We start from the raw sequence: 14,326 nt of genomic DNA on the forward strand, positions 1-14,326 counted from the left end.
TTGTTAGCAATCCAGCTCTTTTGAGATGAATGCTGCGAAGTTGGAGACCTTCGCAGAGTGGGGGAGCGGGGGTAATTTAATCAACACGACAAGTTTTTTTTAATGTTAAAGGTTTGTGTTGGTAGGCACGGATTGCAAATCCGCGTTATCGGGTTGCAACCACGCTATCGGGAAAATTTTCTATGAAATTCTGGTAGTCGCTATAGCTTTGACCCATTTTTTATTTGTGCATTTTGAACATTTTATCATGTCGAATGCCTCTAAATGTTCAACATATCCACAGTTGCTGCATGCATAAGTTCCTGGCTCCACTGTCTGCTCTACTTTTCTATTGTAAAGTTCGGGCCATATTGGCAGCCCCTCTTTTACAGCACTGTCTGGATAGAAAAGTACACTTATTTCACCATTGGTTTCCAAAACTGCTTCTTTCACCTGCCCTAAATGTTCAATGCCTTGAGCTCTCAGTTCCGCAAAAAATTCGTCTGAGGCAAATTCATGATAGTCTTTCGATGTAGAGGTATTTACTCCTTCCTTGACTATATAGGTGGTCTTGCCTTCAAATACTTCCTCAAACCGCTCTGAGCGTGTGATTACAAAGACTATCCCTCTATATATGCCTAAAATAATGGTAAAGATTAAAATTGGCGGCAGTAGCCCAACTTCCTTATACAACATTGGATCACCTGCCGAAGATCCCAGCGCTATTACCATTACCATCTCAAAAATTGACAACTGTTTTACCCCTCTTTTTCCAGTTAATCGTAGCATAACTATTAAAAAAAGAAAAACAATACACGTTCGCAGTAACACTTCCCATAAGAAACTGAAGTCTTCTTCACCCATTATTAATTGTTTCCAATCCATTCTATTTACATTTTAATTATTGATATCTAGCGTATAACTGGTAACAGTTAATGCGTCCTATTCCAAGTTGGTTCCATTCTCTAAATAAAATGTACGCACAACTTACTTGTATTCCTGTATAGGATTAATTCTTTTTAAGATCGTCAACTACTCCTTCTAAAAATCCTGCTGCTCCTGCTGCTGAACCATAAGATGTGTACACTTAGCTTTAGTCGCTTTGGTATAATTTAAAATCAGTTGGGTATTAATTTCTCTTATTTGCAAAATTGCACCTATATATAAGCCACAGCCAAAAAGATGATGAAGCTACTTGCGTCTCCCTCTTTTTTAACTGTGGCTATTTAAATTACTATTAAGTTCAGTACTTTACGTTTGTTGACAAGTCAAGTGGCGCCTGTACTCCAATTACCTATATTTAAAGACAGTACGCGATAATTAACGATAAATATCTCGGCCCTCGTTGGCTCTCCAATTGTCTTCAAAATAAGCAGCATCTTCCTCATTTCTAGGGTGAACCCCTAAAACTACATGCCCGTCTTTGATGCCCTTTTCGTAAATTTTGGCTCGGTCTTCGGGAATACCTGAACCTACAAGTGCACCAATGATTCCACCTGCAATTCCACCCGCACCCGCACCGGCTAGTCCCGCGGCTAATGGACCTGCTACAATAATACCCAGACCCGGAATTACGATACTAGTTCCGATCGCAGCGATGACACCGACAATTGCACCAAGTGTTCCTCCGATAGCGGAGCCAGTACCTGCCGTTTCAGCCGCTTTTGTCCCTAAGTCCGAATGGTCGTTTTTATCCGAATAGTATTTTTCTCTTGTATCATCGGACATTAGCAAATTGATATCATCATTCGTGTAGCCACGTTCCGATAAAGTACTGTATGCTCTTTCTGTACGATCTCGATCAGCAAACATCCCTGTTAACATGGGTCTACTTTTACTTTCTGTGTTGTGTGCATTTTCCATAGTTGTTTTTTTTAAAATTGATAGTATGTCAAATTTATTACTCCTTTATGTAAAAACTTTTATACAATTATAAACGCTTTTTATATTATTTAAGATCATTTACTTTATACCGACTTCAATCGTTTTAAATTGTCAGAAAATTTATATAATTTTAAACTATCTAAGAATATCAAAATATCATCGGGGATACTCTGCAAATTACGAATGGTGATGCTATAAAGTAATACGCTTGTACATTCCCTTTTTCTTTTTGTATTAATTTTACTAAACATAAATATAAAATTTTAAAAGTTCTTGTTATGCATTTATTCTATCGTCTTTTAATTTGTGCTTTTTTTGCCATGGTCACGATGACTGCTTTTAGTTACATCATTTCAGCTACTTTTAGAGCTCTATATAAGGAACCTGTTTTGCTGACCTATTTTCTAGATGAACTCCAGTTAAAAGTTTCAGAACGCTTGAAAAGCATTCTCGCATGGATTCTTCATTATTGTATCGGTTTGGGTTTTGTGGTTTGCTATCACTTGCTTTGGACGTATCAACTGCCTTTTATTCGTTGGGAATCTGGTTTACTACTAGGAGCGATAAGCGGTATAATTGGAATCTTAGGATGGGTCTTCATTTTCAGATATACACATCATAAACCTAAAATAGATTTTATCGGTTATTATTTGCAACTCCTAGCAGCACACATCATTTTTGGTTTAACCGCCTATGCGTGTTATGTCTATTTATGATGGTACCGGTTTTCAGCTGAAGGTTTATAGTGGTAGATTCGGGAGGTTGATTTCGGTGCTGAGAAATTGGAAGTTAGGCATTGGAAGTTAGGCATTGGAAGAAGGATGTTGAAGTTGGACGCGGTAGTGTGGAAAAGCATTTCTTTAGTGCAGCCCCGCTATGCGAAGGTATGTGACTTCGCAGCACTTTACATACTTTCAAAAAAGAATTTGCCTTTATTCCAGATTATAAGTTGAGCCACATTGTAATAGACTCCTACGGAGTGACAAAGAAGTAGTACAACTCCGCTGTTCGAATGTCTGCGACTTCGCAGCATTTGCTCTTACATAAAAAATAATTTTCATTATGCACAACCATCGCGCTACTGCTCTGCAAATGTATTCGACTTCGCAGCACTTTATACACTTTTGAAAATAATTTGTCTTTTATTCTAGATGATTTGTTGAGCCACATCGTGATAGACTCCTACGGAGTGACAAAGAAGTGGCACATTGCGCTACTGCTCTGCGAATGTCTGTGACTTCGCAGCACAAGATATACTTTTGAAAATAATTTGTCTTTTATTCTAAATTAAATGTTGAGCCACATCGTAATAGACTCCTACGGAGTGACAAAGAAGTAGTACATCTCCGCTCTGTGAATGTCTGTGAGTTCGCAGCATTTTTTCTTACGTAAAAACTAATTTTCATTATTAACGATCCCTGCACTATATTAGATGTAGAATGGTGGTACAGTGACAGACTCCGCCTTTACTTGGCCAGTTCGCTACCGATTTAAAAGAAGGTAATTTAAGTAGGCCACTGGTCTTTTATAAAATTATCCACATCAAATTTGATTGGAATAAAAGTATGCATCATGATTACAAGGTCCATTCGAATGTTGCGGTTTTCTGCATACCATTTATTGATTCTGACTTTGTCCGGCCAGATGATGGTATCGTTGTACTGAAGTGGATTTTGCTGGAGTGCTAAGGTCTGCTCTTCGTTGCGGTATTTTAGAGAGGCGAGTCCGGTTACGCCGGGGCGAACCGTTACTATGATTCTGTCGGTACCTTCTAATTTATCTGCATATCCTGAAATGTCGGGTCTTGGGCCAACGAATGACATTGTGCCGTTTAGAATGTTGAAAAGTTGTGGGAGCTCGTCTAGTTTTGATTTGCGTAAAAAGGCGCCCCATAGCGAAATCGTTTTGGTACGATCGTTTAGTGTTTTAATTTTAAAGATGGTAAACGGCTTTCCAAACTTGCCGATTCTTTTTTGCGTAAAAAGTCCTACGGATTTGGTATCTATAGAAGCCCCGACAATCAAGATTACAATTATCGTTCCAACTAATAGCAATGCGTAGAGTGCTAAAAAAAAATCAAATAAGCGTTTTATTATCAATTTTAAATTAGATGTTTAGTATGTTTTAGTGACATAATTATTACTATGGAAGAGCGTAGCACAAATAGTATTACGCTGAACATGCAAAGACAGCATTATTAGGTTCGATACAAATTTAAAATACAACAATTTTTCTTCCAGCTCATTTGAAAAGATATAACAAGAGCAGCATTTATTTGAGCATTATCCACTAAGAATTATAAAATTTTTAAATTAAGATATTATTAATTATATAATAATATAATAATTTTTCTTACATTATTATATATCCCCTTGTTCTCTTAATTGGAAATCTAATCTTGCTTAAATTAATTAAAGATATTTATCACCCTGATTACGATTCCTAATCTCTTTAGCAGGAACCCCGTAAGAAACAAAATTATCACCAATATTCTTAACTATTAAACTTCCCGCACCAACAACTGAATGCTGTCCGATGGACTTTCCATGAAGTATATTTGCTCCAAGCCCGATAGCAGTACACAGTCCAATCCTTACATTTCCACCAGTTGTGACACCAGGACTTAGACTTGAATATTCAGCCATTGAACAGTCATGATCTATCGAGGATTTAGTTGCTAAAAAGCAATGTTGCCCTATTACTGTATCATTATTAACTATTACACCCGCCATTAGCAAACTACCTTCTCCTATTTTGGAATTTTTCCCTATAATAACAGATGGATGAATCGCTGAAATAAATACAAATTTTTCTACCAACCTTTTGATTTTTTCGCTGATTTTAAATCTCGTGAAATTATCTCCAATTGCAATAATTCCTCGATTGACAGAATGGGTTGTAACAATATCTGGCAAATCAAATACTTTTCCTAATATTTTATACCCTCCGTAATCTGCACCACATTCGAGGTTATCGTCCAAAATTCCAATTATTTTGAACACACCCTGTTTTTCTATAATATCGATTGCATAACGGCAATGGTCTGATGCGCCAAAAATCAGTATCGTATCTTTATCCATTTTTATATTTTTTAAAATATTTTACAATTATTAATTACCTGGCCGAGTACGCGTTAATGATTCCCAACATATGAATTTTCGATATAATATTTACGAAAAACTTCATTCTAGTCAAGCTAGAAATCAATAAATAGCTCTCTATAAATCAATTAGCTCTGCTATTTACTTTTTTATTTATGACTTTATTTTAATTCACCTCTAAACGGTTGCATTGTCACTTCTCCTTCAGCTGAAATACCTTCTCTAATAAACACTTTCCTTACTGTTTTTATTAGAATCTTCACATCTAAAAGAAAGGAGATGTTGTTAACGTACCAAACGTCGTATTCAAATTTCTGTTCCCAACTGATTGCATTTCTGCCGTTGATTTGAGCCCAGCCTGTAATTCCTGGACGTACTTCGTGTCGGCGTTTTTGGGTTTCCGAATATAATGGAAGGTACTGCACCAGTAGTGGTCTAGGCCCTATTAAACTCATGTCGCCTTTTAGCACATTTAGAAGTTGTGGAATTTCGTCTAATGATGTTTTACGCACAAAGCTACCAATAGTGGTTAGTCTTTCGTGGTCTGGCAACAAATTCCCTTCTTCATCTTTTCTGTCGTTCATGGTTTTGAACTTGATGATCTTAAAGATTTTCGCATTTTTCCCGGGGCGCGCTTGAAGAAAGAATGGTTTGCCGTCGTTGGCAAAAAACAAACCGATCAGTGCCACTATAAAGATGGGACTTAGAAGCAGAAGTCCGAAGACCGCAATTAGAAAATCTATTTTACTTTTAAAAAAATTTCTATACATTTTAATTATTCGGTTTTTAAAAACTTGCCGCAAAAGATGTGACAACTTGGGAGTCCTCAAATTTAGTTTACTTTTGAACCTCGTGTTTCTATTTGCAATACTAAGACGTTTTATCTACTAGTCTTGAATAAGATTAAACTTTTATTGTATTCCCGACTGATAAATTTTATACAATTCCTCATGAATGTAATCTGCACTAAAATAAAGTAGCACTCTATTTCTTCCATTTTTTCCGTGCTCTTCTCTTAGTGCTTTATCGCTTCGGTACACATCCATCTTTAGACTTAAAGCTGTACTGTTTTTAGTTTCAATGGCAAATCCTGTTATTCCATTTTCAACAGTATCTTTCAGTCCTATAATATCTGATACTAAAATGGGTTTCTGCATGCACGATGCTTCTAAAGCAACATTGCCGAAGCCTTCACGATACGAAAATAGAACCAATACATCAAAGGCGCTCATTGCCAACGGAACTGCATTAGTGAACGGGATAAAACGTACTTGTAGGTCCTCACTCATCTCCTTAAATATCAATTCTGAAATAGCATCATCCGTCTCGCGATCACCTACTAAAACTAAAAAAGTATCGTTATTTCTAATTTCTTTGAAAGCTTGGTACATTTCTTCAATCCCTTTCTCCTTAACAATTCTACCAACAAATCCAAAAACAAAACCCTTTTCTGGAATATTCCATTGCCTTTTCTGTTCTTGAGTTGCAAAAGAGTCGATTGATGATGGATTAAATCGTTCTGTATTAATTCCATTGCTACTCCCTTTCCCAATGACAATTGCTTTTTGTCTACTTAAGACACCTTGATCTACAGCATACTCACGCAGTGAAGGCGCTATCACTACCACTTTTTTTGCAAGGTTACACGATATACGTTCGGTCAAGCGGACTATACTTCCTTTAAAACCAATGAGTGTTGCAGATCGAAGTCCTCTTAAGGTAAATATTGGAAACTTGACTCTTGTAAAAAAGCATGCAATCATAAATATTAGACCTGCTTTTGGCGTACTTGCGTTTACCACATCTGGTTTTACTTCTTTGATGATTTTTATTGCTGCGAAAACTGCCTTTGCATCTTTAAAAAGTGCTATTTCGCGTTCAATTTTTAGCTCTTTGAATTCAAATCCTTCCTCTTGGATAATGGGGAGGTACTTTTCATCATAAGAAGTGGCTAAAAATAACTTTGCTCCTTTGGAGGTATTAAATTTACCTTGGCCTTTCAGTAAAACAATACTGATTGGAGCAGAAATTGCAAATAATATTCTCATAATTAATTATGCATTCAATTTTTTATTTACACTTCCCCCTTTTTTATATTTCAGATAAAAAGAGAGTAATAGTCCCAACGGTGCAGCAGGAATCGTAAGGTAATAAAATTTATTGCTTACAATTTTGCTGCTTTTTTTTGCGATGATGCAACTGGAAACGTAATGAATTGCATTTCTAAATTTATCCTTAATTCCTTCACTGGTTTCCATCATAAGAATTCTATGAATCATAAAACCTTGCGGATTTTTCAGATATGAACTGATCTTGTTAAATGAATTTCCATCGGGTAAATATTCTACTATACATAAAATATCGTTAATGGCTATTAAATTGTATTTACTATCAATTTTTCGGTAGAGATAGCCTTGCGCTGGAAATTTTTCTCCTTCAACCACAGGATATGGACCGAATTCTTTTAAAACTTTAGACCTAAATACGTATTTCTTATCGCCTTTAATTTTTGTAACAGATGCATATTTAATTTGTGCTTCATTTATTGGAAATGCATCGCCAATTACTTTTCCATCCTTATAACTGTCTAATCCCACAATTCCACCAATTGATTCATCATTGCGAAATTTTTTCCAAACACTACTGATTCTCTCAATTCCATCATTAGGTAAAAAATCATCTGAATCTATACATACGGCTAGTTCCGTTTTGAGTACTGCATGTGCAGTGTTATGTGCTCCCAACATTCCTTTGTTCACTTGCTTAATGTACGTGATTGGCAAAGTTGCTGCATTCATCCATGATGCTACTAGATTTTCAGTCTCATCTGTAGATCCGTCGTCAATAATTAACCACTCAAAGTTCTGTTCTGTTTGCGCTAACAAACTGTCATATACTTGGTGGATGCAAAAAGCTCTATTGTAAGTTGGGGTATAAACTGTTATTAATTTCATTATTATAATTTTATTTTTTGGACAAAGGGCACCTGTTCCAGAATTACACCCTGTCAATTACCCCACAAATAACTCAAGATTAAATAGATAAGGAATCATACTCGACATTTTAGCAAGATATACTCCATAGAAACCCAAATGAAGCATATAAAACAAGTACTTAAACAATGCATCAGTTTTAATGTCCGTATATTTAAAAATGAGCGGCCAAATCAGGACGTAACCCGCTAAAAAATATTGCGAGAAACGCAAGAAATTTACGTCAACCCCCATAATGATTACAACCAAATAAATTAGGGAATTGAAAACACATAAATTCAGATAAACGTCGTAGGTTTTTTGGACCTGAATTGGTATTCTCCGTCTAAAATAAATTAAAGTTATCGAGAGCACAAAGAAAAACAATCCCAATAAGAAACCACCCGAAGCCCCACGATCAATGTATGCTCCATATCTCTCAGACACGCCCTCATCAAAGAAGGATACAAAAAAACTTAAAAAGGAAAGACCTATAAACGAGAGGAACGAAAACAAAATCATTCGTCCCGTACTGTATTTGAAATGCAATAAAAAGTAAAAGGGAAGCATTATCAGCACTGTCCTGTGGAACAAAGATGCAATTAAAACCCAAATTACGTACCACATCAATTTTCTTTTCAGAAGAAATACCAATGCAACAGCAAAAACTCCAGCGGCCAATCCTTGACGCGCCCCATTAAAAAAGAACAAATAGGCTCCTAAAGTAATGTACACAAAGAAGGAAATCGGCACATTGACCGAAACCTTTCTAATTAAGTAAGCGTACCCACTTACTGCCGTTAATGCAATTAAGGTTAGTAAACTCCAATAACTTAATGAAATCATTTGAGCAATGGTTTGTAACAAAAGAAATCCTTTTTCGATATTGGATCCTGAGAACATCCCACCTGGGCGATTTATAAAATAGTACACATAGTTTCCTGTATCCGTGCCGACGGTTATATTTCGGAATCCAGCAAACAGCACCAAAAGAGCAATAGAGATGTAAAAACCTGTATTCCCTGACTTTGAGGAAGTAGTAGTAGTACTTAAAAGCATCATGATGAATGCTAAGAGAAGAAAGTAAATTACCATAAACTATGTTCTGTGTTTTAATTTTGCGTTTTATTCAACGTATTTTACTGCTCAAAATAGCTCATAGAAGCTTTAGTTCAATTAGTCGGCAGTCTGCTTGTATAAAATGGTTTGCATCACTTCGTTGTGCGCTTCACAGCGCATTATATTGTGACTTGAACGCAGGTACTTCTTGGGAAATAACACTTTAACCAACTTGTTTTTTGTCAAGCGATTGAGGTGAATAAAATAACGGTTCAGTCCTAAATACTGTGGCAAATATAGACTTTCTTTCTTGATACAAAATGCAGCCCATGACGCTTTTATAAATTTTGGATCATAAATGCGTTTAGAACGTTCGCTCAGCTCATGTACAAGATTTTGGTTTTCTTCGGTCGTCATTAGTCGTATGCCTCCCTCTTTAATAGCTGTAATTCCTTGATAACTCATCATGTGCCTTTCTGCGGATAATTCAATTTTCAACATCAAGCCTTGGTTCCATGACGTATTGCCTTCTCTATATCCAAATAGGGAATTGCCTTGACCGTACACGATGTCCTTATCTTTATAGTTTTCTATTGTTCCTATGCAATGGCTGTGTTGACACGTCACTAAATCGGCACCTTTGTCTACGAACTTTCTGCATTTTTTTTGCAGCATTGGGCTTGGGTATTCGTAGTATTCAATGCCACCGTGGTAAATTATAATCAGATAATCTACTTGCTTTTTGACTGCTTCTATCAAATCTAAATCTTCATACGGGTCAAAAAAGGTAGCACCATACTCATTTTCACCCGCACAATTAAATTCTTGTTCTGCAAATGCGATAAAGCCAATTTTAAAGCCATTAACAATTTTAATATAGGGTTGCTTCGCCTTATTTAAATTTTCTGCTGCTCCAAACGTAGCAATGCTTGCTTTTGCACAAACTTCCAGTGTGGACTTGACACCTTCTTCTCCGCAATCTTTGATATGGTTGTTTGCTAAACTCACCACATCAAAACCTGCATCTTTAAAAATACTGACGTATGCCGTAGGTCCATGTAAAATTGGTCCACTTTTTTTAATGGATTTTGCATTGTCGGTTAGTACAAATTCGATATTTCCGAATAGCAAATCGGCTTTTTCGAATACAGGTAGACAATCGTTGAATATTTTATTTTGATCTCCCGCTTTAAAATGCGCTTCTGTATCCACAGTTGGACATAAATCGCCACAGATAATTACTTCGGTAGTAGTATTCATTATTTAAAGAAAATTTACATTGCAACAAGCTCAAACTGGTAGTTGAACACTGTTGATTTTGACTATTATTTAGCGATTGGTATGCATTAAAGTTTTGTACCGTTCTTCGATCTGCTTGGTATTGGTGTCACTATCAAAACCTAATGTAACAATTTTATTTTTAATTGCTTCTTTGTTTTCCATTTTATGCGACTTCATCTTTAAAATGGTTTCCACCCAAGCTTCAACGGAAAAATTATTTAAAAAGGCCACCAGGTTTAAATCCATATTGACGCTTTGGGGAAAGCCTGTATACAAAATGCATGGTACACCGGCTGCTTGCGCTTCAACGGCTACTAATCCAAAGCCTTCCTTTAATGCGGGTCCGACAAATACATCAAAAGTACTCATCACTACAGGAATATCGCTCCTTAAACCCAAATAAATTACTTTATCTTGAAGTTGGTGCAGTGCAATACGCTCTTCTATTTCTTTAAAATAAGTGGGTTGGTCTTCCCTACCTGCAAATACAAATTTACAATCGACACCTTGCTGTACCAATTGATGCACCACATCTATTATAAATACAACGTTTTTATGACTCACAATCCGACCTACATTTCCAATAACAAATGTATGTTCTCCTAAGTGGTACGATTCTCGCAGCAGCTTGACCGCTTCCAAGTTCACTTCCTGATAGGCTTTAACATCTACTGCATTATTAATTACTGCAGAATTTTTTTTATTTAATTTGGCCGCATAGTAAAGACTGTTGTTGGCTTCTATTGAACAACCCCAATATTGATCTGAAAATTTATTAATTGCCATTTTCTGAAATAGCATTTCTGCATTAGATACCAATTTATACAAGGGATTTCCTCTAAATTTAATATCAGCATGCACGTGCGTAATGACATGTTTTACACCTGCTTTTTTAGCAGCCCACGCTATAATACCCGATTTGCTGTTCATGTGGATGTGCACAATATCCGGTTTGGCCGTGTCCACAATTTTTTTAAACTCTTTAAAAAATTTAAAAGGTCCATTGCTCCATTGTGTAGGGATGTGATACAATTGCCCGCCTTTATTTTTAATTTCTTGGTCAAAGTCACCTGTAACAATACCTGATTTCGGATTGTAATTAATTAAAAAATCAAAATGGATCTCTTTAGAAACGTTTCTAAAAACATCCATAATCATGACTTCTGCTCCACCTCTATTCATGGCGCCCGTAACTTGTAGTACTTTTATCATCTGACTTAAAAACTTTGATTTTATTACTTGGATCTGCATTTTAAATTATAAAAAAGCACCGCTAATTTTGCACTGTTCCTATGCCCTACTTTTAATTTTTGCAAATCGATCTTTATACACCAGAAATTTCTTTTCGTAGAATTCATAGGATAAAACAATAGTTGCTACAATAATCAATGCATACACGATTAGATAATTTATAAACGATGATTCTTGAAACTTACCAATGTATTGGAGTGCCAGAAAAATCAATAAAGGATGTATAACATAGATACCGTAAGAGATTTTCCCAAGAAAGTTGAACCACTTTTTATCTAAATCTATCATCATGTTCGTTCTTGAAATTTGACCCAAAATAATTGTAATGGTTACCATAGCAATAATTTCATGATCTATTAGAATCGAAGAGATATGAAATACATTTACGGTTGCTAAAAGCAAAATGAACCAAGCTACAATTTGTGCTAGTTTTGTTTTAAGAAAGGTAACAATTTTGCTCCGCTCATAATAAAGAATTGCTCCTATACCACCCATCACCATAATATGAAATCTAGTCACGCTTAGAATCAGTAGACCTATATTCAGGAAATGAAATCTACTTTGAAGAAAGTAAAAAAGCACTTTGATAGTATAAAAAATCAATACATATTTAATACAAAACTTAAGCAACTTCTTATTTTCCAATTTGGCAATCCAAGGCCAAAAAATATAAAATTGCTCTTCAACTCCTATTGACCAAAAATGAACCATTAATGGCAAAGTGGCACCTGCTAACATTGCAAAATTAACCGAAAAGAAAATATAGAATGGAAACCCTAAAGAGCTAAAATCGATATCGTAAATATGGTAGATCACAATGCAAATTGCCATAAACAAATAATACAAGGGCCATATCCGCAAGATTCTGCGTATGTAAAAATGCTTTACTTGTATGGGTTGCTTTTCCTTTTCCAGAAGCAGTAGATACGTTATTAGAAATCCACTCAGTGCAAAGAACACAGTAACTCCAAACGATGCTAAAGCCAATCCAGCAGCTTCATTATTACTGCCTATAAAAATTGGATTTAAACCGAAATCAGGCAATTGAAGGCTGATGTGAGATACTAAGACCGCGATTGCCGCAATTGCTCTAATTCCATTTAACCCTGTTAAATGCAGCACTTGCGTTTTATTCATACTATTGTTATCTTATTTAGGTACAGATTTAAACTATACAGTAGCTTTTGGCAAAATCAATAAATCTCCCAAAATTTGATCGTACTCCGGTGGTGTAAAGTCGGGCAAACCGCTTTTTGGATAGAACGTCATTTCTCCAAAAATAATTTTATCGTCCACTTCATAAAAATCTACACGAACAAAAGGTAAATCGCCCACTAAATCTACTGCAATACGCGCCATTTCTTTTAAATTGACTGGTGCGGGAATGTCAATATCGGGACGCGGCTTTAAATTTTTGCCAAAGGGCAAAATGTTCCAATCCAAATCATAAAAATTTTGAGCATGATTGTCTGTTCCTCTTCCCTTATTGGCTTGGATAAAGTGTACTTTACCGCTGAAACAAAACAATTTAAAATCCATCAATTGGCCGCTGTTGTCTTTCAGAAACGGTTCGGCTATTAATCTTGGTTTCATGTTTTTATAAGGCCATTCTCTACCGGGCCAAAATATATTATTGTGCAACCAAACGTTCATGATCTTCTTCCAGATCCACCAATTTATTTTAGATTTATCCGTACAGACCAAATTCCATCCGCTTCCGTGTGTTGCCTTGAGAACAAATTGAGCTGGCAACTGGGCTACATCAAGTTGTTCAATTTTATCGTATACGCCTAAAACACCGTTGAGCAGATGCGCGTATCCTTTCTGAGTTACATATTGACGTACCTCATATTTATCCGCACAAGTGGTCATTAACGGATTGTGGTAATTCAATTTCATCCATTGCTGTTTTTCACTAAACGTTTTTGGGTTATCTAAATTCGGAACTCGACCCGAATATGTTTTATACAAGGAAATTACCGCTTCTTGGTCCGACAATTCGCGTAATGCTTTATCCCCTTTTTTCTTTTGCTGGACATTCCACAAATAATAGGCAAAGGGATTTGAATTTTTAAGATGGACTAATTTTGATTTTAAACTCATTTTTTTAATTATTTTCTACAAGTCGCTCAATTTAATTATAAAGTTGATGTTCTTTATTAAAATTTCACGATTATTTACCCTATGCTCTTTTGGAAAGGATGTTGTTCAATGCTTCTTTGGAATGACACAGCAGAAAAACGTAATCGTAAGTACCTGTTACTGGATCGGTAACTGTAATTTCTTTCCACTTTCCAACCCCAACTAATCGATCTAGTTGAAGGCCTAAATCTACTCGTCCATAATTTCTATAATGATCGTGGTCTTTTGCATTTGGTGTTCCCCAATCCACTGTTGTATCTCTCTCGGAAGGATAAGGTACACCGAGTTCCACAAAACCGTCTTTTTTGGTAATCCGAAGCAATTCTTTAATAGCAGCTTCATCATTAGGTACATGCTCAATCACTTGATTGCACAACACAATATCGTACGTACCATCTGGCTTATTAATATTTTGCACATCGAGACTTGTGTGATCGCTGTAGATAGTAACCGAAAAGTTCTTGAACCACTATGGAATTACCGCCGGATCATGGGAAAATTGAAGCACTGATTGTTCTTTTAAATACGATTTATCAAAGCCCTCCCAAAATACCCTTAAGCCTCTATGGCGTTCCAATGACCAACACGACAAACACCAAGGCAGTTTTCCAGTTTGAAAACTGAGTCGTTGATTGGGACCTTTTACAAATTTGTTTC

14 protein-coding genes are annotated in these 14,326 nt (G+C 36.0%); 1 reads left to right on the forward strand and 13 read right to left on the reverse strand.

From position 1 onward, the window contains the following. Window positions 1-180: 180 nt before the first annotated feature. The gene (locus tag H602_RS0112660; RefSeq protein WP_035759583.1) at window positions 181-864 is read right to left on the reverse strand and encodes a DUF421 domain-containing protein; all 684 of its coding nucleotides are present in this window, start codon (window positions 862-864) and stop codon (window positions 181-183) included. 435 nt (window positions 865-1,299) lie between these two features. Beyond that, window positions 1,300-1,842: a hypothetical protein gene (locus tag H602_RS0112665; RefSeq protein ID WP_026978332.1), complete on the reverse strand. Its 543-nt coding sequence runs from the start codon at window positions 1,840-1,842 to the stop codon at window positions 1,300-1,302. A 299-nt stretch (window positions 1,843-2,141) separates the two neighbouring features. Between H602_RS0112665 and H602_RS18845 the strand changes: the two genes are divergently transcribed. Then, on the forward strand, window positions 2,142-2,579 hold the full coding sequence (locus tag H602_RS18845; protein WP_035759584.1) for a hypothetical protein: 438 nt from the start codon (window positions 2,142-2,144) through the stop codon (window positions 2,577-2,579). Window positions 2,580-3,368: 789 nt separating this feature from the next. On the opposite strand, the gene H602_RS18850 is transcribed toward H602_RS18845, so the two are convergent. The 11 genes from H602_RS18850 to H602_RS0112725 form a co-directional block, all read right to left on the reverse strand. After that, the gene (locus H602_RS18850; protein WP_169516036.1) at window positions 3,369-3,962 is read right to left on the reverse strand and encodes a sugar transferase; all 594 of its coding nucleotides are present in this window, start codon (window positions 3,960-3,962) and stop codon (window positions 3,369-3,371) included. A 312-nt stretch (window positions 3,963-4,274) separates the two neighbouring features. Beyond that, window positions 4,275-4,943 carry an acetyltransferase gene (locus H602_RS0112680; RefSeq protein WP_035759586.1) on the reverse strand — a complete coding sequence of 223 codons (669 nt, stop codon included), beginning with the start codon at window positions 4,941-4,943 and terminating at the stop codon, window positions 4,275-4,277. 182 nt (window positions 4,944-5,125) lie between these two features. Next, the gene (locus H602_RS0112685) at window positions 5,126-5,734 is read right to left on the reverse strand and encodes a sugar transferase (protein WP_026978334.1); all 609 of its coding nucleotides are present in this window, start codon (window positions 5,732-5,734) and stop codon (window positions 5,126-5,128) included. A gap of 141 nt (window positions 5,735-5,875) precedes the next feature. Then, window positions 5,876-7,012, reverse strand: coding sequence for a glycosyltransferase (locus H602_RS0112690; protein WP_026978335.1), 1,137 nt, complete (start codon window positions 7,010-7,012; stop codon window positions 5,876-5,878). A gap of 6 nt (window positions 7,013-7,018) precedes the next feature. Then, a complete protein-coding gene (locus H602_RS0112695) occupies window positions 7,019-7,918 on the reverse strand; it encodes a glycosyltransferase family 2 protein (protein WP_026978336.1) in 900 nt (299 codons plus the stop codon). 57 nt (window positions 7,919-7,975) lie between these two features. Then, window positions 7,976-9,031 carry an EpsG family protein gene (locus tag H602_RS0112700; RefSeq protein ID WP_084404253.1) on the reverse strand — a complete coding sequence of 352 codons (1,056 nt, stop codon included), beginning with the start codon at window positions 9,029-9,031 and terminating at the stop codon, window positions 7,976-7,978. Between the two features lie 81 nt (window positions 9,032-9,112). Continuing rightward, complete coding sequence (locus tag H602_RS0112705; RefSeq protein WP_035759589.1) at window positions 9,113-10,255, reverse strand: CapA family protein; 1,143 nt, start codon at window positions 10,253-10,255, stop codon at window positions 9,113-9,115. Between the two features lie 69 nt (window positions 10,256-10,324). Then, entirely contained in the window at window positions 10,325-11,488 is a 1,164-nt protein-coding gene (locus H602_RS0112710) for a glycosyltransferase (protein ID WP_169516037.1), read from the reverse strand. 78 nt (window positions 11,489-11,566) lie between these two features. Next, window positions 11,567-12,664, reverse strand: coding sequence for an acyltransferase family protein (locus H602_RS0112715; RefSeq protein WP_026978340.1), 1,098 nt, complete (start codon window positions 12,662-12,664; stop codon window positions 11,567-11,569). A gap of 33 nt (window positions 12,665-12,697) precedes the next feature. Then, entirely contained in the window at window positions 12,698-13,630 is a 933-nt protein-coding gene (locus H602_RS0112720; RefSeq protein ID WP_026978341.1) for an ATP-grasp fold amidoligase family protein, read from the reverse strand. A 79-nt stretch (window positions 13,631-13,709) separates the two neighbouring features. Continuing rightward, entirely contained in the window at window positions 13,710-14,114 is a 405-nt protein-coding gene (locus tag H602_RS0112725; RefSeq protein ID WP_084404254.1) for a class I SAM-dependent methyltransferase, read from the reverse strand. Window positions 14,115-14,326 lie beyond the last annotated feature (212 nt).

The organism is Flavobacterium tegetincola DSM 22377, from assembly GCF_000425485.1.
Classification (GTDB): Bacteria; Bacteroidota; Bacteroidia; order Flavobacteriales; family Flavobacteriaceae; genus Flavobacterium; species Flavobacterium tegetincola.